The organism is Mucilaginibacter sp. P4_C11 (assembly GCF_056402115.1).
Genome location: NZ_JBFUIA010000003.1, coordinates 249,681 through 264,666 on the forward strand (window position 1 = coordinate 249,681; position 14,986 = coordinate 264,666).

Here is a 14,986-nt window from a genome sequence, read left to right on the forward strand (position 1 = left end):
GGGTTAATTAGTTGTTCTTGTATCCCACCACACATGCGCATCCTGGGTATCGCCACCTGTTAACCTTGCAACAGCAGCATTAACATTTGTTCCGTTGGTGTTGTATTCAGATGATGCATAGGTAAACCTCCTGACAATCTGGCCCGATGAGTTTGTGGCATCGGGTGCCGGGGTAAGCGCCGGCCAGCCGGTTTTTCGCCATATAGCCCAGGCGGCATGGCCATCGGGGTAGCTGGCTATCCACCTTTGGATAGAAATATTTTTTATCTGCGAACCTGTTATGTCGGCGTTTTTAGTATCAGTTACCGGGAACTGCGCCAGGTAAGAAGCAGACGGTGTTCCGGCATCCCACTGCTCAAAGGATGCGGCAACACCCGTAGTATAATCCGTAGTGATACTTTCGTCAGTCCAACCTAAATTGGCCGCCTCGGCACGCGCCAGCCAAACTTCGGCAGCATTAATCATCACCACCGATCCGGTCTCTAAACGAAGGTCGCCCCGTAAAACGCGTGCCCACGTTGGGTTTGCATCCTCAAATGCCAAAACACTCAGGCGAACCAAACCATAGGGCACGCCAATACTGGATGTGGTTACGTTGCCCGATAATTCGCTTGCCCCGCCAAATTCGGCCTGCCTGGGGTCGTTGCTCCCTACGGTAATATCTGTCAGCGTTTTTGATTCGCCATAATCTTTGCGGCCGTTGTAAAGGCTGTACCAGGCGCTTTTGTAGGTACCGCCGGGATAAACCAGGGTAAAGTTTTGGGCATTGGTGGTTATTACGCCCGAGGCAATAGCCTCTTTAACTGCTACAGCCGCATAATCGCTGGCGCCGGTTACCCTGTTTGACAATTGTATTGCAGCCAGCAACTTAAGCGAGTTGGCCATTCGTTTCCATGAAGCTACATCGCCTCCATAAATAATATCGCCGGCCAGGCTTGATGACGAATCAAACTCGCTTATGGCAGATGTGAGTGTCGAAATTATCCCCTTATAAATAGTTTCCTGGGTATCATATACGGGCTGTATTACCGCGCTCCCTTTTAAAGCCTGGGTGTAAGGCACATCTCCCCATGAATCGGTAATTATCCAGTATATATATTGCTGCATAATTTTTGCTACAGCGGTGGAATTTTTACTTACGTTAAGAGTGATGATAGTTTGCAGGTTATTTAAATTGCCACTATAGTTACCTGTAAATGAGTTTTGCGGTAAATTGTACAATGAGGTTCCTGAATATTGGGTTTCAGAAAAATACTGGCCGTACTGGGCACCCGATAAAGGCTCGGTATTGGTAGAAGCGTAGCCCCCAAGATTTGATTGTACGTTGGTTAATAAAGCCGATGTAATAGCTGTTGTTGTAGCGCCGGGATTGCTGTTAACGTCGCCAAAATCCTTCAGCTTGTTGCAGCCCGTTGTGTATAAAACAACGGCCATTGCAGCTGTATATATGTATATCTTTTTCATTTTGTTTAAAATCTTGATTGGTAGGTAATGCTTAGAATGTTACTTTGAGATTGAAGCCGAAACCCCTTGTTCCGGGCCATTGGGCCGTTTCTCCCTGCGATGCGGTTATTTCAGATGGATCAAAGTCTTTGGTTTTTGCATACAGCAGCAACAGGTTACGCCCTGTTAATTCAAACCTGGCCGATTGAAGCGTTTTACCAAAGCCGAGTTTTTTAACCGGAATGTTGTAGCCGATAGCAACCTCGCGAAGCTTAACAAACGTTAAATCATAAATAAAAGAATCGAAAGTTTTGTTGTTGTATAAGCCCTGGTAGTAAGTTTTAGCATCAACATAATAAGTAACCGGGTTGTTATTGGCATCAACACCGGTAACTTTAACACCACCGCCATCGGCAACAGGGTCACGTACCGACATGCCTTTATCATTCAGCGCCGCGGTATTAGCAGTTAAACCGCTGTATTGGCCCCACATGTTTGATAACGAAACAAACTTGCCGCCTATTTGGTAGTCGATATTAAAGCTGGCGACAAAATCTTTAAATATTGCAAAGGAGTTTTGCAAACCACCGGTAAACTTAGGTAGTACGCTGCCAAAGTATACGTTAGGATCATTGATATATGCTCCGGTTGAAGTCAGGATGGGAACGCCGTCTGCATTGCGTTTAATACCGTTACCGTAAATCTGGCCCCACTCTTTACCTTTTTGCTGAATAAGATAAGGCATAGTGCTGCCCCAAACACCGGCAACAGCCACACGGTCTACGCCGTACTTGTCGCTAATCTCCACAACCGTATTTTCAATGATCCGGGCCACGTTTGTGTTAACCGTCCAGCTGAAGTTAGGTAACTTAACCGGCGAACCACCTAAAGAGAACTCGACACCTCGTTTTCTGATCAAGCCAATATTGGTTAATATGGTTGAAACACCGCTGGCGCCGTTTACAGACAATGATACCGGGATATCTTTATCATCGCCCTGGTAATAGGTACCGGCAAAGGTAAGCCTGTCATTAAAGAAACCCAGGTCTAAACCAAATTCTGTTTGTTTGGTAGTTGTTCCGTGCAGGCTTGGATCGATGTAAACACCGTTACCGGCCTGCAGCAGGTTTCCGTTCCATTTGTTGGAGCTAATTGAGTAAGTGGTATTATTGCGGTATGCGCCAAATGTTTCTGTAGATGTACCAAGCGCCAGCGGAATTTCGCCGTATGATGCCCTTACTTTACCAAAACTTAACCAGCTTTTTGTTTGCGGCAATAATTCGCTGAAAACAAACGAACCACCAAACGATTTGGATAATACTGAGTTGGCATTATTGACAACCGACAGGGTCGAAAACCAGTCGTTACGGATGGTAACATCGGCAAACAACCAGCTTTTGTAACCTACAGAGGCCTTTGCAAACAAAGCACGGTATTGTTCCTGGATGCGGGTGTTCCCCACAGTAGCAGCATCAACAGAGTTGCCGATGGTGTAAAGATCATCAATGCTTAAGCCGTTATTTGTATTGGCAGTATTATCTTTATAGATGTAGTTAAAGATGTCGCTACCGGCATTGGCGTTAACCTGGAAATCGGATATCTTTTTGCTATAGGTAACCAGGGTTTCGTAATTCTCCCTGTTTTGGTAAACTGTTCCGGTAGCGTAACCGCCTTTAACACCGGTTTGCGTACCGCTATATTGTAATTCGGAACTTGTTTTGCTTTCATACCAGCTGTCGGTGGCGTTTTTACGATAGGTAGCTTTAACACTTAAATCGTTATTGATTTTATAGGTAAGCGAAAAGTTGCCGTATAAACGATCGCGCTGGCTCACGTTGTTAATCTGGTTGGCATAGGTGTAAAAATTATACCAGTAATTGCCACCATAAAAGGCCGATGGATCTGATGCATCATACGATGTTGGATTTTGATGGTTCCAGCTTACATAGGTGCCGTCAGGAGATTTTAAATTTTGCAGCTCTTTCATGATCCCCATATCCAAATCGCGGTGGAACCAGGAGTTGAATGATCCGCTTGACTGACTGGCGTAAGCGTCATTAATTTGGCCGGTAAGTTGCTGGCCTACAAAATTAACGCTTGCTCCTACTGTAAAATGCTTGTTAAGGTCGTAGTTAACATTCAAGCTAAAAACATTCTTGTTAAGATTGCTGCCTGGTAAAATGCCACGGGTATTTTGGTTGTTGTATGACATCCTGATATTGTAATTATCAGCCGCCTTTGTAAACGCGAAGCTATTATTTAACGCGATGCCGGTTTGAAAATAGTCTTTGGCGTTGTTTGGTTGTGCTGTCCAGTTAGCGGTTTTAAAAGAGTATTTAGTACCCGCTGCCCAAGCATACCAGGGTATATACTCCTGACCAACCATTTTAGGTCCCCAGCTGCTGTCATCGGTATAATCAGGATAGTACTTGCCATTTAGTGCTTTCCATCCTTCAGGATCGCCTTCTTTGTAGGTATACTGCATAAAATCGGCAGATGCGCCGCCGCCATAGGTATTCTGGTAGTTAGGCAATATGTAGGCTTTATCAAAGTTGGCCCCTAAGTTTATTTCGACACCCAGCCCGCTGGTTTTTTTACCTTTTTTGGTTGTAATAACAATGGCCCCATAAGCCCCCTGCGATCCAAACTGGGCAGATGCCGCCGGGCCTTGCAAAACCGTGATGTTGTCAATATCGTCGTTACTCAAATCGTCGGAGTTGGGCAAAATAGTGCCGTCTACAACATATAGCGGGTTGTTGCCGCTTCCAAAACCGGTAGCACCACGTAACCGGATATTGGTGTTACGGCCTAAGGCTGCAGCCGACTGGCTCCTTACCTGGATGCCTGCAACTTTACCGGCCAAAGCATCATTCAAGTTTGGCTCGCGGATAGTGTTCAGGGCTTCGGATTTTACTACCTGCGCGGCATAGGATGCCGAACGGGAAGTTTGCCTGGTGCCGTAAGCCCCCGTTACAATTACTTCGGACAGGCTGTTGGTGTTGATAGCCAACATAACCTTAATAGGCGACGAACCAATTTCGACAGTCTGGCTGGTGAAACCCGTAAAACTGAATACCAAACTTTTTGCTGTGCCGGACACGCCTAAAGTAAATTGGCCATTGGCCCCGGTTTGAGTACCAATTGTTGTTCCTGATACTCTTACGGATACGCCGGGCAGCGGCAATCCGTCGTCTTTTGAAATTACCGTACCGGTAATTGTTTTGTTTTGTGCTAGTACAGCGTTAGCGAATAACACCACAAGGCACAAAGCTGTGAGTAGTAGTTTTTTCATCGTATAAGATCAATTAAGTGATTTTCAAATTTATATTAATTTCAATAAAATAGTATAAAAATTACAAATATTTAAATTTATAAAGTATTTATTTAAAATATTTGTAAAAAATATAAATTATCTCAGGAAAGTAGGAGGAAAAATATTTTTCAATAAGCCCCCGGATGTTTCTTATTATTTTAAATATTTTGGCATGATTGCATTTACAGTTTTACTCTTGCCCGTTAAATCAAAAAGGCGATGTGTTGACACTTTTCCAGGGGATCAGGAAAGGGATTTACAGGTGGTGAAGGTTAACTTACACACGCTGTTTATTTAATCACACGTTATCAGGATTGTATTTATTCTTCCACAGAGGGGGGAATTTGACAGAAAACGAAAGAAGTTAAAAACGAAGGGATACGATTTGGAGATAAGTTGCCGGAAGATGAATCTTAACCATTGCGGGCAAAGCAGGTAACCAATCAAAGCGAGATATGCATGGTGGCGATAGTAATGCCCGGTTTTGCATTTGCCGCAGAATCGCTTTTGCTTGCTGATAGCATTATGGACATTGCTACAGATTTTTGTTGAATGAACGCATTTGGCGCAGCAACCGGGGCGTTTAGTTTGTAAATGGCCATAGCCCGCTTTTAAACGGGTTGACTTATAAACCGGGCGGGAATAAATTATACAAAGGGATTTGTGGTAGTTAATGTAACCCTAAAACTGAGTGCTTGGAGCGTTATCTAAAATAAACAAAACGGCTGCTATACTCCCCCTCGGTTCTCGACAGGTTACCCTCTTTGACGTGAAATGACAATACGCCCGAAAATTCAGACGTTTTATAATCTTTGCCGAACAATTTAGCGCAATGAGCAACAATGTCGCCTATTGTCCTGGGCGAATCAAAAAAATCAGTTTGCAGCAAGCGCTGAACTGCTTTGGTGGCTCCCGGCTTTTTCCCTAAAAATTGAACGTTACCGCTTTTTACCACGGTAGCATTCTCATCGCCAGCGCCATGAATAAGGGTAACAAGACGCTCAGCAATCACCAACTGAACCGCTTCGGATTTAAAAGCGTTAACCGCCTCTGCTAATTGCATATACTCTTCCTTAAACCGATCTAATCTTGACATAGATGAAACTGTATTCTCTAAGTATTTCATATTTTTAATTACTCAATTTTGCCTGCAAAGCCTTATTAAAATTTAATTTGATTTAGGTAGAAAAATCGAACCGTTCACCTTTCGGGCTGTTGGCCAATTATTGAATTGCCGGTATTTAACCGGCAACAGACGGAAAATTTGCCAAACATCTTTTTTATATAATTTGTCTGATTATATAAAAACCGACAGCCGTTTTCCTTAAGTTGATTTGCGACGGGGTATAAATTTTCCCGGTGTCAAATCTCTACTATGATAGTAAAGCCTAAATGTAGTTTATATTAAGCCGGCAAAAGAAAAGTATCGATGAATAGTAATTAACTATCGACTAATGGGCGCGGGGAGGCATTTCTTTGTTCTCTTTGCATATGAATTTTGTGCAAACAAAAAATCCCCACTCATCAGAGCGGGGATAAATCATTAGTATCCGGGAAAATTTTGCTTACACATTAACGATTTGCTGAAACCTCATTTGCAGCCTGGATAATCACTTTGGCCACTGCCTGCGGTTGCGACATGAAGATTACGTGGCTGCCTTTCACTTCTGTTACTTTGGTATTTGAGCGCTCGTACATCTTATGCTGGATAATAGGGTTGATGCTTTTATCTTCGGTTGCAATACAGGCGTAAGCTGGTTTATGCCTCCAGGCTGGATCAGAAATTGGTGTTATAAAACCTTTGGCATAAAATGCACCTTGTGAAGCGTACATAAAGTCGGCTTCCTCCTGGCTTATATCGGCACAAAAACCTGCATGATATTTAGTTTTATCGTAATAAACAATACCCTTATCGTCTGGGGCCAGTACTCCATTTTCGGGAGCTGGAGGCGCAGTTTGTAACCATTGTAATGCTGATTCGCCTTTATCGGGCTGAAATGCGGCTACATAAACTAATGCTGCCACTTTGGGGTGATTACCTGCCTCGGTGATAACGGCTCCTCCCCATGAATGCCCAACAAGGATACAAGGACCGTCTTGCTTGTCAAGCGCTGTCCTGGTTGCGGCTACATCATCTTCGAGTGATGTTAACGGATTTTGCACCACAGTAACGTTGTAGCCTTTTTTTGTAAGTACGGTGTAAAGGGCTTTCCATCCCGAGCCATCGGCGAATGCGCCGTGTACCAGCACTACATTTTTTATTGTTTGTGCACTTGCCTTAGTTACTGTGCCGGTTACAGCAAAAAGAGCCACTGTTAAAATTAAAAGCCCTGCTTTCAATGTGTTTTTTATTGTTTGCTTTTTCATCGTTTTTGTTGTTGAAGTTTTTTGTTTGAATCAACAATACAAAGGTGGGCCGAAAAGCAGGCGGAGTTTATATGCACATTACCCGGTTAGTTGTGATTATTTCCCTTCATTGGAATTTTTTGGCGAATTTCTGAAATCAGATGGCGATACGCCCATATTTTTTTTGAAGAAGTTGGAGAAGTAAGGTACATCTTCAAACCCAAGCTCAAAAGTGATATGTTTTATCGACCTGTCGGTATAGCACAGGAGCCGCTTAGCCTCTACTACAATCCTTTCCTGGATAATTTGCGAAGGTGTTTTCTGGTTGAAAATTGCAAACAGATTAGATAAGGTTTTCGGGGCTTTACAAAGCTGCTCCGCATAAAAACTAACAGAGTGCTCGGTTTTAAAATTTGCTTCTACCAGCAGGTTAAACTTCCGGATGATATGAAACCTTTCGTCCTGGAGTTTTTTGGCTGGCACATACCCAAACCTGGCCAAGCGGGTAACATACATTATCAGGCGTTTCAACAGCACCAACAGCATTTCACTCTGGATATTGTCGGAGGTCTTGAATTCCTCGATGAAAACATCGGAGAGCAGTTGCAACTTTTGTTGTGCCAGGTCATCCAGTTTAACAAACATATGATCGGTACTGCTAAATAGGAACCCAACACAGCTCACCTCACTATCATGATCAATAATGCAATAAAATTCACGGTTAAATTGCTAGGCAATAATATTTGCAGAATTTTTAAAACTAAAGGATTGATTAAACAAAAGGGTTAGCAGAGAATTGGACGGAAAATCATATTCAGATCCGTCGATGGTAACAGTCTGGCTTTCTCCCGTGTTCCACGCTATGGTAAAATACTTATTGAACCGGTCTTTGCTAAAAAACAACCGGTCAAATACCGCCTCGTCCTTATAAAGCAGTAATTCCCCTCCTGTGTTTTCCTCCCTTAGTTTAAGTCTCATTGTCGATCAAATAAATTTATTACAAGCAAATACGGCGAAACTAACCGCTTCTGCCTAACTGCCGTTCAAAGTACGAAAGTGCAATGGAACCCCAAACTTTAAATTGCAATTCCGGGGTATTCGGATGTCTGTTCCCGATTTTTGTAAAGTGACCGTCCGGAAATAGCTATACAGAGAGATATGGAAAGATTTAGATAAAGTATAAATTTATTCATTCGTGCATCATGCATGCTACATCTTTACTCAGCCTTATTAAGGCTAAGTAAAGATGTAGTTCGGCACTATGTGTTCAAATATATCAGATAAATAGTAATATTTGAAATAAGTTAAACTGAGCAAATACACTGCGCGGTGCCGCTCAATCTTTGTATCAAAACCAAAAAGGAGTTTTACAATGAAATTCAACCTGTTGAGCAAATTAAAAACTCACGCCGATAACCACGCGGGCGCCAAAGCGCATACGCTATCACGGGGCTGCAAGTAACATGGCTAAGAATATCTTCAATTTTTGATGCCTTTCAAATAACTCGTTTACTGCTTTTGGCTGTGGGGCAAATGTTAATATTTCCACAACATTGTTTTCGTTATGGAGACAAAATTATTTAACGATGTCCATCCAACACTTCGGGGTTTATCCAATTCGGACAACAAAAAAATAAAAATAACAGCAATAAAAGAGAAAGTGTAAGGTTGAAACTACGCTAAGCTACAAAAACACAAGCGATGTTTTTGAATTACTGAACCCAACAAACGTTCAAAAAAACAGGTAGCTATTCAAAAAAACAGGTGAAAAAAAATCCCCACTCGCCAGAGTGGGGATAAATCATTGATTTTTTTGCTCCTGAGGCTGGGCTCGAACCAGCGACCCTCTGATTAACAGTCAGATGCTCTAACCGGCTGAGCTACTCAGGAATCTTTTTCCGTTTGGAGTGGTGCAAAAGTATAATTTCTGCGGTAATTTCACAATATTTGCGCAAAAAAAATTTAAAATATTTTCCATGAGTTTGTTAGTTATTGGTACTGTGGCATTTGACGCAATTGAGACCCCCTTCGGAAAGACGGATAAAATCGTCGGCGGATCGGCAACCTTCGCAAGTTTGGGCGCATCTTACTTTTTTGATGATATAAATATTGTTGCCGTGGTAGGTGATGACTTCCCGCAAAGCGAGATTGAAGACCTTAACAAACACAATGTAGATACCGAAGGGCTGCAAATTAAGCAGGGTGAGAAATCGTTTTTCTGGAGCGGCAGGTATCATAACGATATGAACAGCCGTGATACATTGGTTACCGAGTTGAACGTTTTGGCCGACTTTGACCCGATAATTCCCGAATCGTACCAGGACTGCGAATACCTGATGCTGGGCAATTTATCGCCGCAGGTACAGCAAAGCGTTATCGAACGCCTTAAAAACCGCCCCAAACTCATTGTAATGGATACTATGAACTTTTGGATGGATATTGCATTGGATGAATTGCTGAAAACTTTGAAACTGGTAGATGTACTAACCATCAACGATGCCGAAGCACGCCAGCTATCAGGCGAATTTTCGCTGGTAAAGGCTGCCCGTAAAATTTTAACCATGGGCCCGCAATACCTGATCATTAAAAAAGGAGAGCATGGCGCCTTACTTTTTCATGAGGATAAAATATTCAGCGCCCCTGCCCTTCCCTTAGAAGAGGTTTTTGACCCCACAGGCGCAGGCGACACGTTTGCCGGCGGGTTTATTGGCTATATGGCCAAAGCGGGCACCCTGAGCTTTGAAAGCATGAAAAACGCCATTATCTATGGCTCGGCCCTGGCATCATTCTGCGTGGAGAAGTTTGGATCTGAAAGATTAAGAAACCTGACACAGGAAGAAATTGCTGCCCGCATAACTCAATTTGTGGGATTGGCCAAGTTTGAGATATAAGAGATCCTCTCCTTTGAAGAGGATTTAGCTTTGCATATTAAAAGGGGGCTGTTCCAAAAAACAGCCCCTTGCTTTTTAGCTCTCCCTTCAGGGGGCTGGGGGGCTTGAACTTAGTGTACCCACTTTCTCAAACTTTTCAAATACCGTTTCGGTATGTGGGGCGTCAGCAAGCTCGGGGGTCAAATCCTGGCCGGCCCAGTGTTCGTAGTGTTTGCCATTGCGCCATAGGCGGCTTTCGGTAACATCGTATATAATGCCTTTATAAGCCACCCAAATCTGGGGTTTATCCTGCCCATTGCGCAGCGCCAGTTGCGATTTGGTATATTGGGGCAGGTTAGTCATTAGCTTTGTTTCTTGCTTTAAAGTACTCAAAAAAGCCAATATTCATAAGCAGTAAAGCCATCAGATAAAAATGATCTTCAACTGGGATTGTACCCACCCTTAAGCGCATATTCTGAATGTTATTATAACTAACTATGGGGATAGATGTAAGTAAGCCATTGACAGCGTAAAAAGGTATCAGAGCAACCAAATAGGTAAAATAAAAACGGTTAAGCCAAACTGATTTAATTACATATTGAAATATCAAAATCAACAAAAGCAGTACCCCGCAAGTAATTTCTGTATATATACTATGGTAATAAAAAATTAATCCAGCGATGCAAAAGACGACAACCAGGCTACTGATGGTAGCCGTTATTCGCGCCTTTATTTGCCATCTTACATAGTAATTTAAGCATTCATAAATGAAAATACATGCAAACGGTACAGTTGAAAAGAAAAGCACTTCTTCTAACGGCAAACCCCAAATTGTAACACCGATAATATATTGCGGGTTGAACGACCATACACCTTTCATGGTAAACAGCACATCCCAAAACAAAAAGAAAAGGCCGGTTATGACCATGCCCGGCCATATATATTTCCAGCTTTTGTAAAAATGCACCTTTTTATCAAATGATAATACAAACGGAAAAAACACTGTCAATATATTGATGGCCAAGTAAGTGTATCTCACTTTAATTCAGCTAAATGTTTGTTCAGATCATCATTTTGTGCGGGGGTGCAGCGTTTGGAATTCAGCAGAAATTTAATGATAGCTACCGTTAAATCCTTATCGCCGGTACCATAGTTTTTTTTATCAAGCTGAGTTATAATTTCGTCACGATCGGTAACCAGGTCTTTGTTAAAACCTAAAAAGCCAGGTACATTATGCTCAACCGAAAAACGTAAAAACCGGATCTCGATATTATGCGGATCGGCGCTTACGGCTGTTTTGTAGGTAGCCTCGGCATTATTAAGGTGTTTCACCTTCATATAAGGGTTCCAGCTAAGCTTGGCCTTACATGCCGATAAGGTAGCAATGTATGCTTTGATAACCCCTGTAGGGTTCTTGATTACAGCCAGGCTTTTATATAATGAATCGGTTGTTTTGCTGCTGTTCATGCAAACTACCAGTAAATTCCGAATATGCCTCAGGTTAGGCTCATCTGCACGGCTTTGTTGGGTAACCAGCAACATCAGGATAATAGATGCAATAAAATAGATACGGTTGTTCATGAGGTGCAGTTTAGCCGTTGTGGCGACGTGTTAACAGTCGCCTGATAGTTGCCCACGGCTTAGTCAAAAGTAMAAATTGAAACCCATATTGTTTCAAAACAAAAAACCCGCCTTTGATAGGCGGGTTTTTTATTATATATATGGTTGAGTTTATAAATTTAGTTTTCGGCGTAAACGGGTTTGGCAATACCGTTATCATATGCTTTCAGGTTTTTCTTCAGTAGCTTGCGTGCTACGTGTATCCGGGTTTTTACGGTACCTATCGGTATCTCTAAATGATCGGCAATTTCATGGTATTTGTGTCCTTCAAAATACATGGTAAAAGGAATGTAATAATCGCCGGGCAACCTATCTAAAGCTCTTTTAATATCATCCATCACAAACTTGGCTTCACCTTGATTTTTTGTTGAACTGAATACCAGGTTTGGCGAAGAGATTTCGTCGCTTTTGGTAACAAATGTGCTCATTTTAACAAAACGGCGATAGTTGTTAATAAACGTATTTTTCATGATGGTGTATAACCATCCTTTTAAATTGGTACCTTCTTTAAACTTATTGTAATAAGTTATGGCCTTCAACATTGTATCCTGAACAAGGTCGTTAGCATCGTCTGCGTCGTGCGTAAAATGTAAGGCGTATGATCTTAATGAAGTTGCCTGGCGCAGTACAAGGGTGTTAAACTCAATCTTTGTCATTTTGTTAAAGTTTTGTGTTAACAGTTAGGCAAGCATAGTGCCAGTACTGTATTAAATACAGCACAAAACACCACTTCGGCCTTAAAATCAGCAAACAAAACAAAAGTGTAATAATTACACTTTAACAACAAACAACAACCTGCCTGTCAGACTATTAAATAGTCAAAAAATCAACATCAAACAGAATATTAAAACGAATATTCCTGCAAAAAATTTATTGAAAACAAATGAAAACAAAATCGAAAATTTAGTTAAAATTTAATTTCTTAACTAATAATATTCACCTCGCGTTGTAGCATAACGCCAAATTTAGCGTACACACTGTCTATAATTTGCGACGAAAAGTTGTAAACTTCAGCTCCGGTGGCTTCACCGTGGTTCACTAATACCAGCGCCTGGTTCTTCCACGTTCCGGTGTGGCCAACGGTTTTTCCTTTCCAGCCGCATTGTTCAATAAGCCATCCGGCAGCCAATTTTACCTGTCCGTCGGCGGCCGGATAATTCACTACATCGGGGAACTTAGTGTGTACTGCTTCAAATTCCTGCTGGCCTATTACCGGGTTTTTAAAAAAACTACCGGCATTGCCTATCGTTGTAGGATCGGGCAGTTTAGATACCCGGATATGTGATACTACCCGCGATACATCTTTTATAGTAGGCGATGTAATGCCGCGGCTGGCCATCTCCAACCCTATTGCACCGTACTGGGTATTGATGTTCGGGATAAGGGATAAATGGAACTTAACCGATACAATGATATACTGCCCTTTCAGCTCGCTTTTAAAAACACTTTCGCGATAGCCAAATTTACAATCGGCTTTGCTAAACGTTTTAAACGTACCGGTGGCAACTTCAAAAGCCCTACAGCTTACAAAAGCATCTTTAAGCTCTACACCGTACGCGCCGATATTTTGAATAGGCGATGCCCCAACCGAACCCGGAATCAGGCTCAGGTTTTCAATCCCGGCATATTCACGGGCAACGCAAAAGTTTACCAAATCGTTCCATACCTCGCCGCCGCCGGCCTCTACAAATACATCGTTATGGCTAATGCGGTGTTCAATGCCCCGGATATTCATGCGGATAACCAGGCCATCAAAATTTGTAACCAACAACAAATTGCTGCCACCACCCAAAACCAGCCGCTCGGTTTGCTGCCATTGTGGGTCGGCAAATAGTTCAACCAGGTCATCCTGGTGGGCTATTTCCACAAAATAACGCGCCTGGGCATCAATGCCGAAAGTATTAAAGTTTTTAAGTGATACGTTTTCCTGTATTTGCAGCATGATTTTGATTTCGGATGTCGGAATTTCGATTTCGGATTTGTCAGGGGCGAATTTCGGAATTTTAATTAACATGAAATGGATGCATGCAAAAGTTGCCATTTCGGTTTAACATGCATGAAGTAGATGCCTGCTTAACCGCGCAAAACAGACGTAGAATCCACTTTTGCGCCCGAACAATACAAATTTACCTGTTTTCGTTTACATTTAAAAATCGCCATTTTTTCATGCATAAACAGATACAAACAGGGTAATAAAACGTTACTTTTCAGTAACAAATGCGCTATTTATTGATACAAAAATCACATTTATTGATACAAAAAAAACAATGATTTTTTTTTGCGCAAAATTCCGAAAAAAGCAGCCTGAAAAAATCTGGGATCCTGGTAAAATAGCAACCATAGCCTACTCATTCCAGGGCAAATACTTTACCGTGTTGGCAACCTGTAATGTTGGTGAGCCCAAATTCAATTGTTCGCCATTTAATACACGCTCATACAACTTAAGATATTTTTGTACCATGGTGTGTACCATAAAGTTATCCATTGCATATTCGTAACAATGCTGATTGCTAAATTGATTTATCGCCTTAAGTCCGTTTACCAGGTCCGATTTACGGTTACTTAACAGCCCAACTTCGGCCGGTACCAGTTCGGGCAGCGATCCGTAGGGCGTGCCTAATACCGGGCAGCCAAAATACAGGCTTTCAATAATAGCCAGGCCAAAAGGCTCGTGCCATAATACCGGGAACAACAATGCCCTGGAAGTATTTAACACAGCCGCCTTTGCATCGTTATTAACCATGCCCTTAAACCGTACATTTAGGTTTGGTGTAAACCGCAGCCCCATTTTTAAATTGAGGCGCGTGCCGCCCAACACAATCAGCTTATTGCCGCTTTGGGTGGCTATATCAATAGCGCCTTTTACGTTTTTAACTTTCCAGGCGGCTTTGGCCAGGAAGTGGGCATGTGTCCGTTTTTTTGATAGATCGGGCTTGTGGTAATCATCCGGGTCGAGGCCGTGGTGTACAAAAGCTTCGCCGCCGTAGCGTGATGCCTGGTTGGCAGATACAAATACAGAGTTTCGATTTAGCAGCTGCCCAAAGCCGGGGTTATCATGTACATTAATCAAATAGGGCTTCTTGCTAAACCCATTTACCTGGAAGTGAAAATGTACCACATCTACATCGTCGGGCACCTGCTGGTTAATGTCAACGGCAGGGTCATAAAACAATACTTTGGCAAAAGGGCAGGTTGAACCGGGCGCAACAAGGTATGTAACCACATGGCCTAATCGATTTAGTTGTTTACCCAGCCACCAGATAACACGTTCGGTACCGCCATATTTAGGCGCCGGGATGCGGGTGTTATTTACTATTAATATCCTCATTTGAAAATGCAAGCGCCCGAATTTCGGAATTTAAATCGGATTGTTGTATTTTAGTGATATCCCGAT

At 42.4% G+C, this 14,986-nt stretch carries 14 protein-coding genes and 1 tRNA gene; 1 reads left to right on the plus strand and 14 read right to left on the minus strand.

Going from position 1 to position 14,986, the window contains the following annotated elements; translation table 11 throughout:
* Positions 1-3: 3 nt before the first annotated feature.
* The 8 genes from AC1DU2_RS04315 to AC1DU2_RS04350 form a co-directional block, all read right to left on the minus strand.
* Positions 4-1,464 carry a SusD/RagB family nutrient-binding outer membrane lipoprotein gene (locus AC1DU2_RS04315; RefSeq protein WP_477382954.1) on the minus strand — a complete coding sequence of 487 codons (1,461 nt, stop codon included), beginning with the start codon at positions 1,462-1,464 and terminating at the stop codon, positions 4-6.
* 31 nt (positions 1,465-1,495) lie between these two features.
* Positions 1,496-4,735: a SusC/RagA family TonB-linked outer membrane protein gene (locus AC1DU2_RS04320; protein WP_477382955.1), complete on the minus strand. Its 3,240-nt coding sequence runs from the start codon at positions 4,733-4,735 to the stop codon at positions 1,496-1,498.
* Between the two features lie 464 nt (positions 4,736-5,199).
* The gene (locus AC1DU2_RS04325; RefSeq protein ID WP_477382957.1) at positions 5,200-5,358 is read right to left on the minus strand and encodes a hypothetical protein; all 159 of its coding nucleotides are present in this window, start codon (positions 5,356-5,358) and stop codon (positions 5,200-5,202) included.
* Between the two features lie 101 nt (positions 5,359-5,459).
* A complete protein-coding gene (locus tag AC1DU2_RS04330) occupies positions 5,460-5,852 on the minus strand; it encodes a hypothetical protein (protein WP_477382959.1) in 393 nt (130 codons plus the stop codon).
* A 476-nt stretch (positions 5,853-6,328) separates the two neighbouring features.
* On the minus strand, positions 6,329-7,123 hold the full coding sequence (locus AC1DU2_RS04335) for an alpha/beta hydrolase (RefSeq protein WP_477360708.1): 795 nt from the start codon (positions 7,121-7,123) through the stop codon (positions 6,329-6,331).
* A 96-nt stretch (positions 7,124-7,219) separates the two neighbouring features.
* Positions 7,220-7,747, minus strand: coding sequence for a helix-turn-helix domain-containing protein (locus tag AC1DU2_RS04340; protein WP_477382961.1), 528 nt, complete (start codon positions 7,745-7,747; stop codon positions 7,220-7,222).
* 84 nt (positions 7,748-7,831) lie between these two features.
* Positions 7,832-8,080: a hypothetical protein gene (locus AC1DU2_RS04345; RefSeq protein WP_477382964.1), complete on the minus strand. Its 249-nt coding sequence runs from the start codon at positions 8,078-8,080 to the stop codon at positions 7,832-7,834.
* Positions 8,081-8,918: 838 nt separating this feature from the next.
* Positions 8,919-8,992 (minus strand) — tRNA-Asn (locus AC1DU2_RS04350).
* 86 nt (positions 8,993-9,078) lie between these two features.
* On the opposite strand from AC1DU2_RS04350, the gene AC1DU2_RS04355 reads away from it, so the two are divergent.
* Positions 9,079-9,993: a PfkB family carbohydrate kinase gene (locus tag AC1DU2_RS04355; RefSeq protein WP_477382966.1), complete on the plus strand. Its 915-nt coding sequence runs from the start codon at positions 9,079-9,081 to the stop codon at positions 9,991-9,993.
* Positions 9,994-10,080: 87 nt separating this feature from the next.
* Here the strand turns inward: AC1DU2_RS04355 and AC1DU2_RS04360 are convergent, their stop codons facing one another.
* From AC1DU2_RS04360 to AC1DU2_RS04385, 6 genes are all read right to left on the minus strand, one after another.
* Positions 10,081-10,335, minus strand: coding sequence for a cytochrome b5 domain-containing protein (locus AC1DU2_RS04360; protein WP_477382967.1), 255 nt, complete (start codon positions 10,333-10,335; stop codon positions 10,081-10,083).
* The gene (locus tag AC1DU2_RS04365) at positions 10,328-11,011 is read right to left on the minus strand and encodes a lycopene cyclase domain-containing protein (RefSeq protein WP_477382969.1); all 684 of its coding nucleotides are present in this window, start codon (positions 11,009-11,011) and stop codon (positions 10,328-10,330) included. The genes AC1DU2_RS04360 and AC1DU2_RS04365 overlap by 8 nt, the downstream gene beginning before the upstream one ends.
* Positions 11,008-11,553, minus strand: a complete 546-nt coding sequence (locus AC1DU2_RS04370; protein ID WP_477382971.1) for a hypothetical protein — start codon at positions 11,551-11,553, stop codon at positions 11,008-11,010. Before AC1DU2_RS04370 ends, AC1DU2_RS04365 begins: the two co-directional genes overlap by 4 nt.
* Before the next feature lie 158 nt (positions 11,554-11,711).
* The gene (locus tag AC1DU2_RS04375) at positions 11,712-12,248 is read right to left on the minus strand and encodes an RNA polymerase sigma factor (protein ID WP_295712489.1); all 537 of its coding nucleotides are present in this window, start codon (positions 12,246-12,248) and stop codon (positions 11,712-11,714) included.
* A 266-nt stretch (positions 12,249-12,514) separates the two neighbouring features.
* Positions 12,515-13,534 carry a UDP-N-acetylmuramate dehydrogenase gene (gene murB / locus AC1DU2_RS04380; RefSeq protein ID WP_477382972.1) on the minus strand — a complete coding sequence of 340 codons (1,020 nt, stop codon included), beginning with the start codon at positions 13,532-13,534 and terminating at the stop codon, positions 12,515-12,517.
* Between the two features lie 402 nt (positions 13,535-13,936).
* Positions 13,937-14,920, minus strand: coding sequence for a glycosyltransferase (locus AC1DU2_RS04385; protein ID WP_477382975.1), 984 nt, complete (start codon positions 14,918-14,920; stop codon positions 13,937-13,939).
* Positions 14,921-14,986: the final 66 nt, after the last annotated feature.

Coding starts and splice junctions, on each gene's coding strand:
- AC1DU2_RS04315 (WP_477382954.1), bottom strand. CDS start 1,464: ATGAAAAAGATATACATATATACAGCTGCAATGGCCGTTGTTTTATAC.
- AC1DU2_RS04320 (WP_477382955.1), bottom strand. CDS start 4,735: ATGAAAAAACTACTACTCACAGCTTTGTGCCTTGTGGTGTTATTCGCT.
- AC1DU2_RS04325 (WP_477382957.1), bottom strand. CDS start 5,358: ATGGCCATTTACAAACTAAACGCCCCGGTTGCTGCGCCAAATGCGTTC.
- AC1DU2_RS04330 (WP_477382959.1), bottom strand. CDS start 5,852: ATGTCAAGATTAGATCGGTTTAAGGAAGAGTATATGCAATTAGCAGAG.
- AC1DU2_RS04335 (WP_477360708.1), bottom strand. CDS start 7,123: ATGAAAAAGCAAACAATAAAAAACACATTGAAAGCAGGGCTTTTAATT.
- AC1DU2_RS04340 (WP_477382961.1), bottom strand. CDS start 7,747: ATGTTTGTTAAACTGGATGACCTGGCACAACAAAAGTTGCAACTGCTC.
- AC1DU2_RS04345 (WP_477382964.1), bottom strand. CDS start 8,080: ATGAGACTTAAACTAAGGGAGGAAAACACAGGAGGGGAATTACTGCTT.
- AC1DU2_RS04355 (WP_477382966.1), top strand. CDS start 9,079: ATGAGTTTGTTAGTTATTGGTACTGTGGCATTTGACGCAATTGAGACC.
- AC1DU2_RS04360 (WP_477382967.1), bottom strand. CDS start 10,335: ATGACTAACCTGCCCCAATATACCAAATCGCAACTGGCGCTGCGCAAT.
- AC1DU2_RS04370 (WP_477382971.1), bottom strand. CDS start 11,553: ATGAACAACCGTATCTATTTTATTGCATCTATTATCCTGATGTTGCTG.
- AC1DU2_RS04375 (WP_295712489.1), bottom strand. CDS start 12,248: ATGACAAAGATTGAGTTTAACACCCTTGTACTGCGCCAGGCAACTTCA.
- murB (WP_477382972.1), bottom strand. CDS start 13,534: ATGCTGCAAATACAGGAAAACGTATCACTTAAAAACTTTAATACTTTC.
- AC1DU2_RS04385 (WP_477382975.1), bottom strand. CDS start 14,920: ATGAGGATATTAATAGTAAATAACACCCGCATCCCGGCGCCTAAATAT.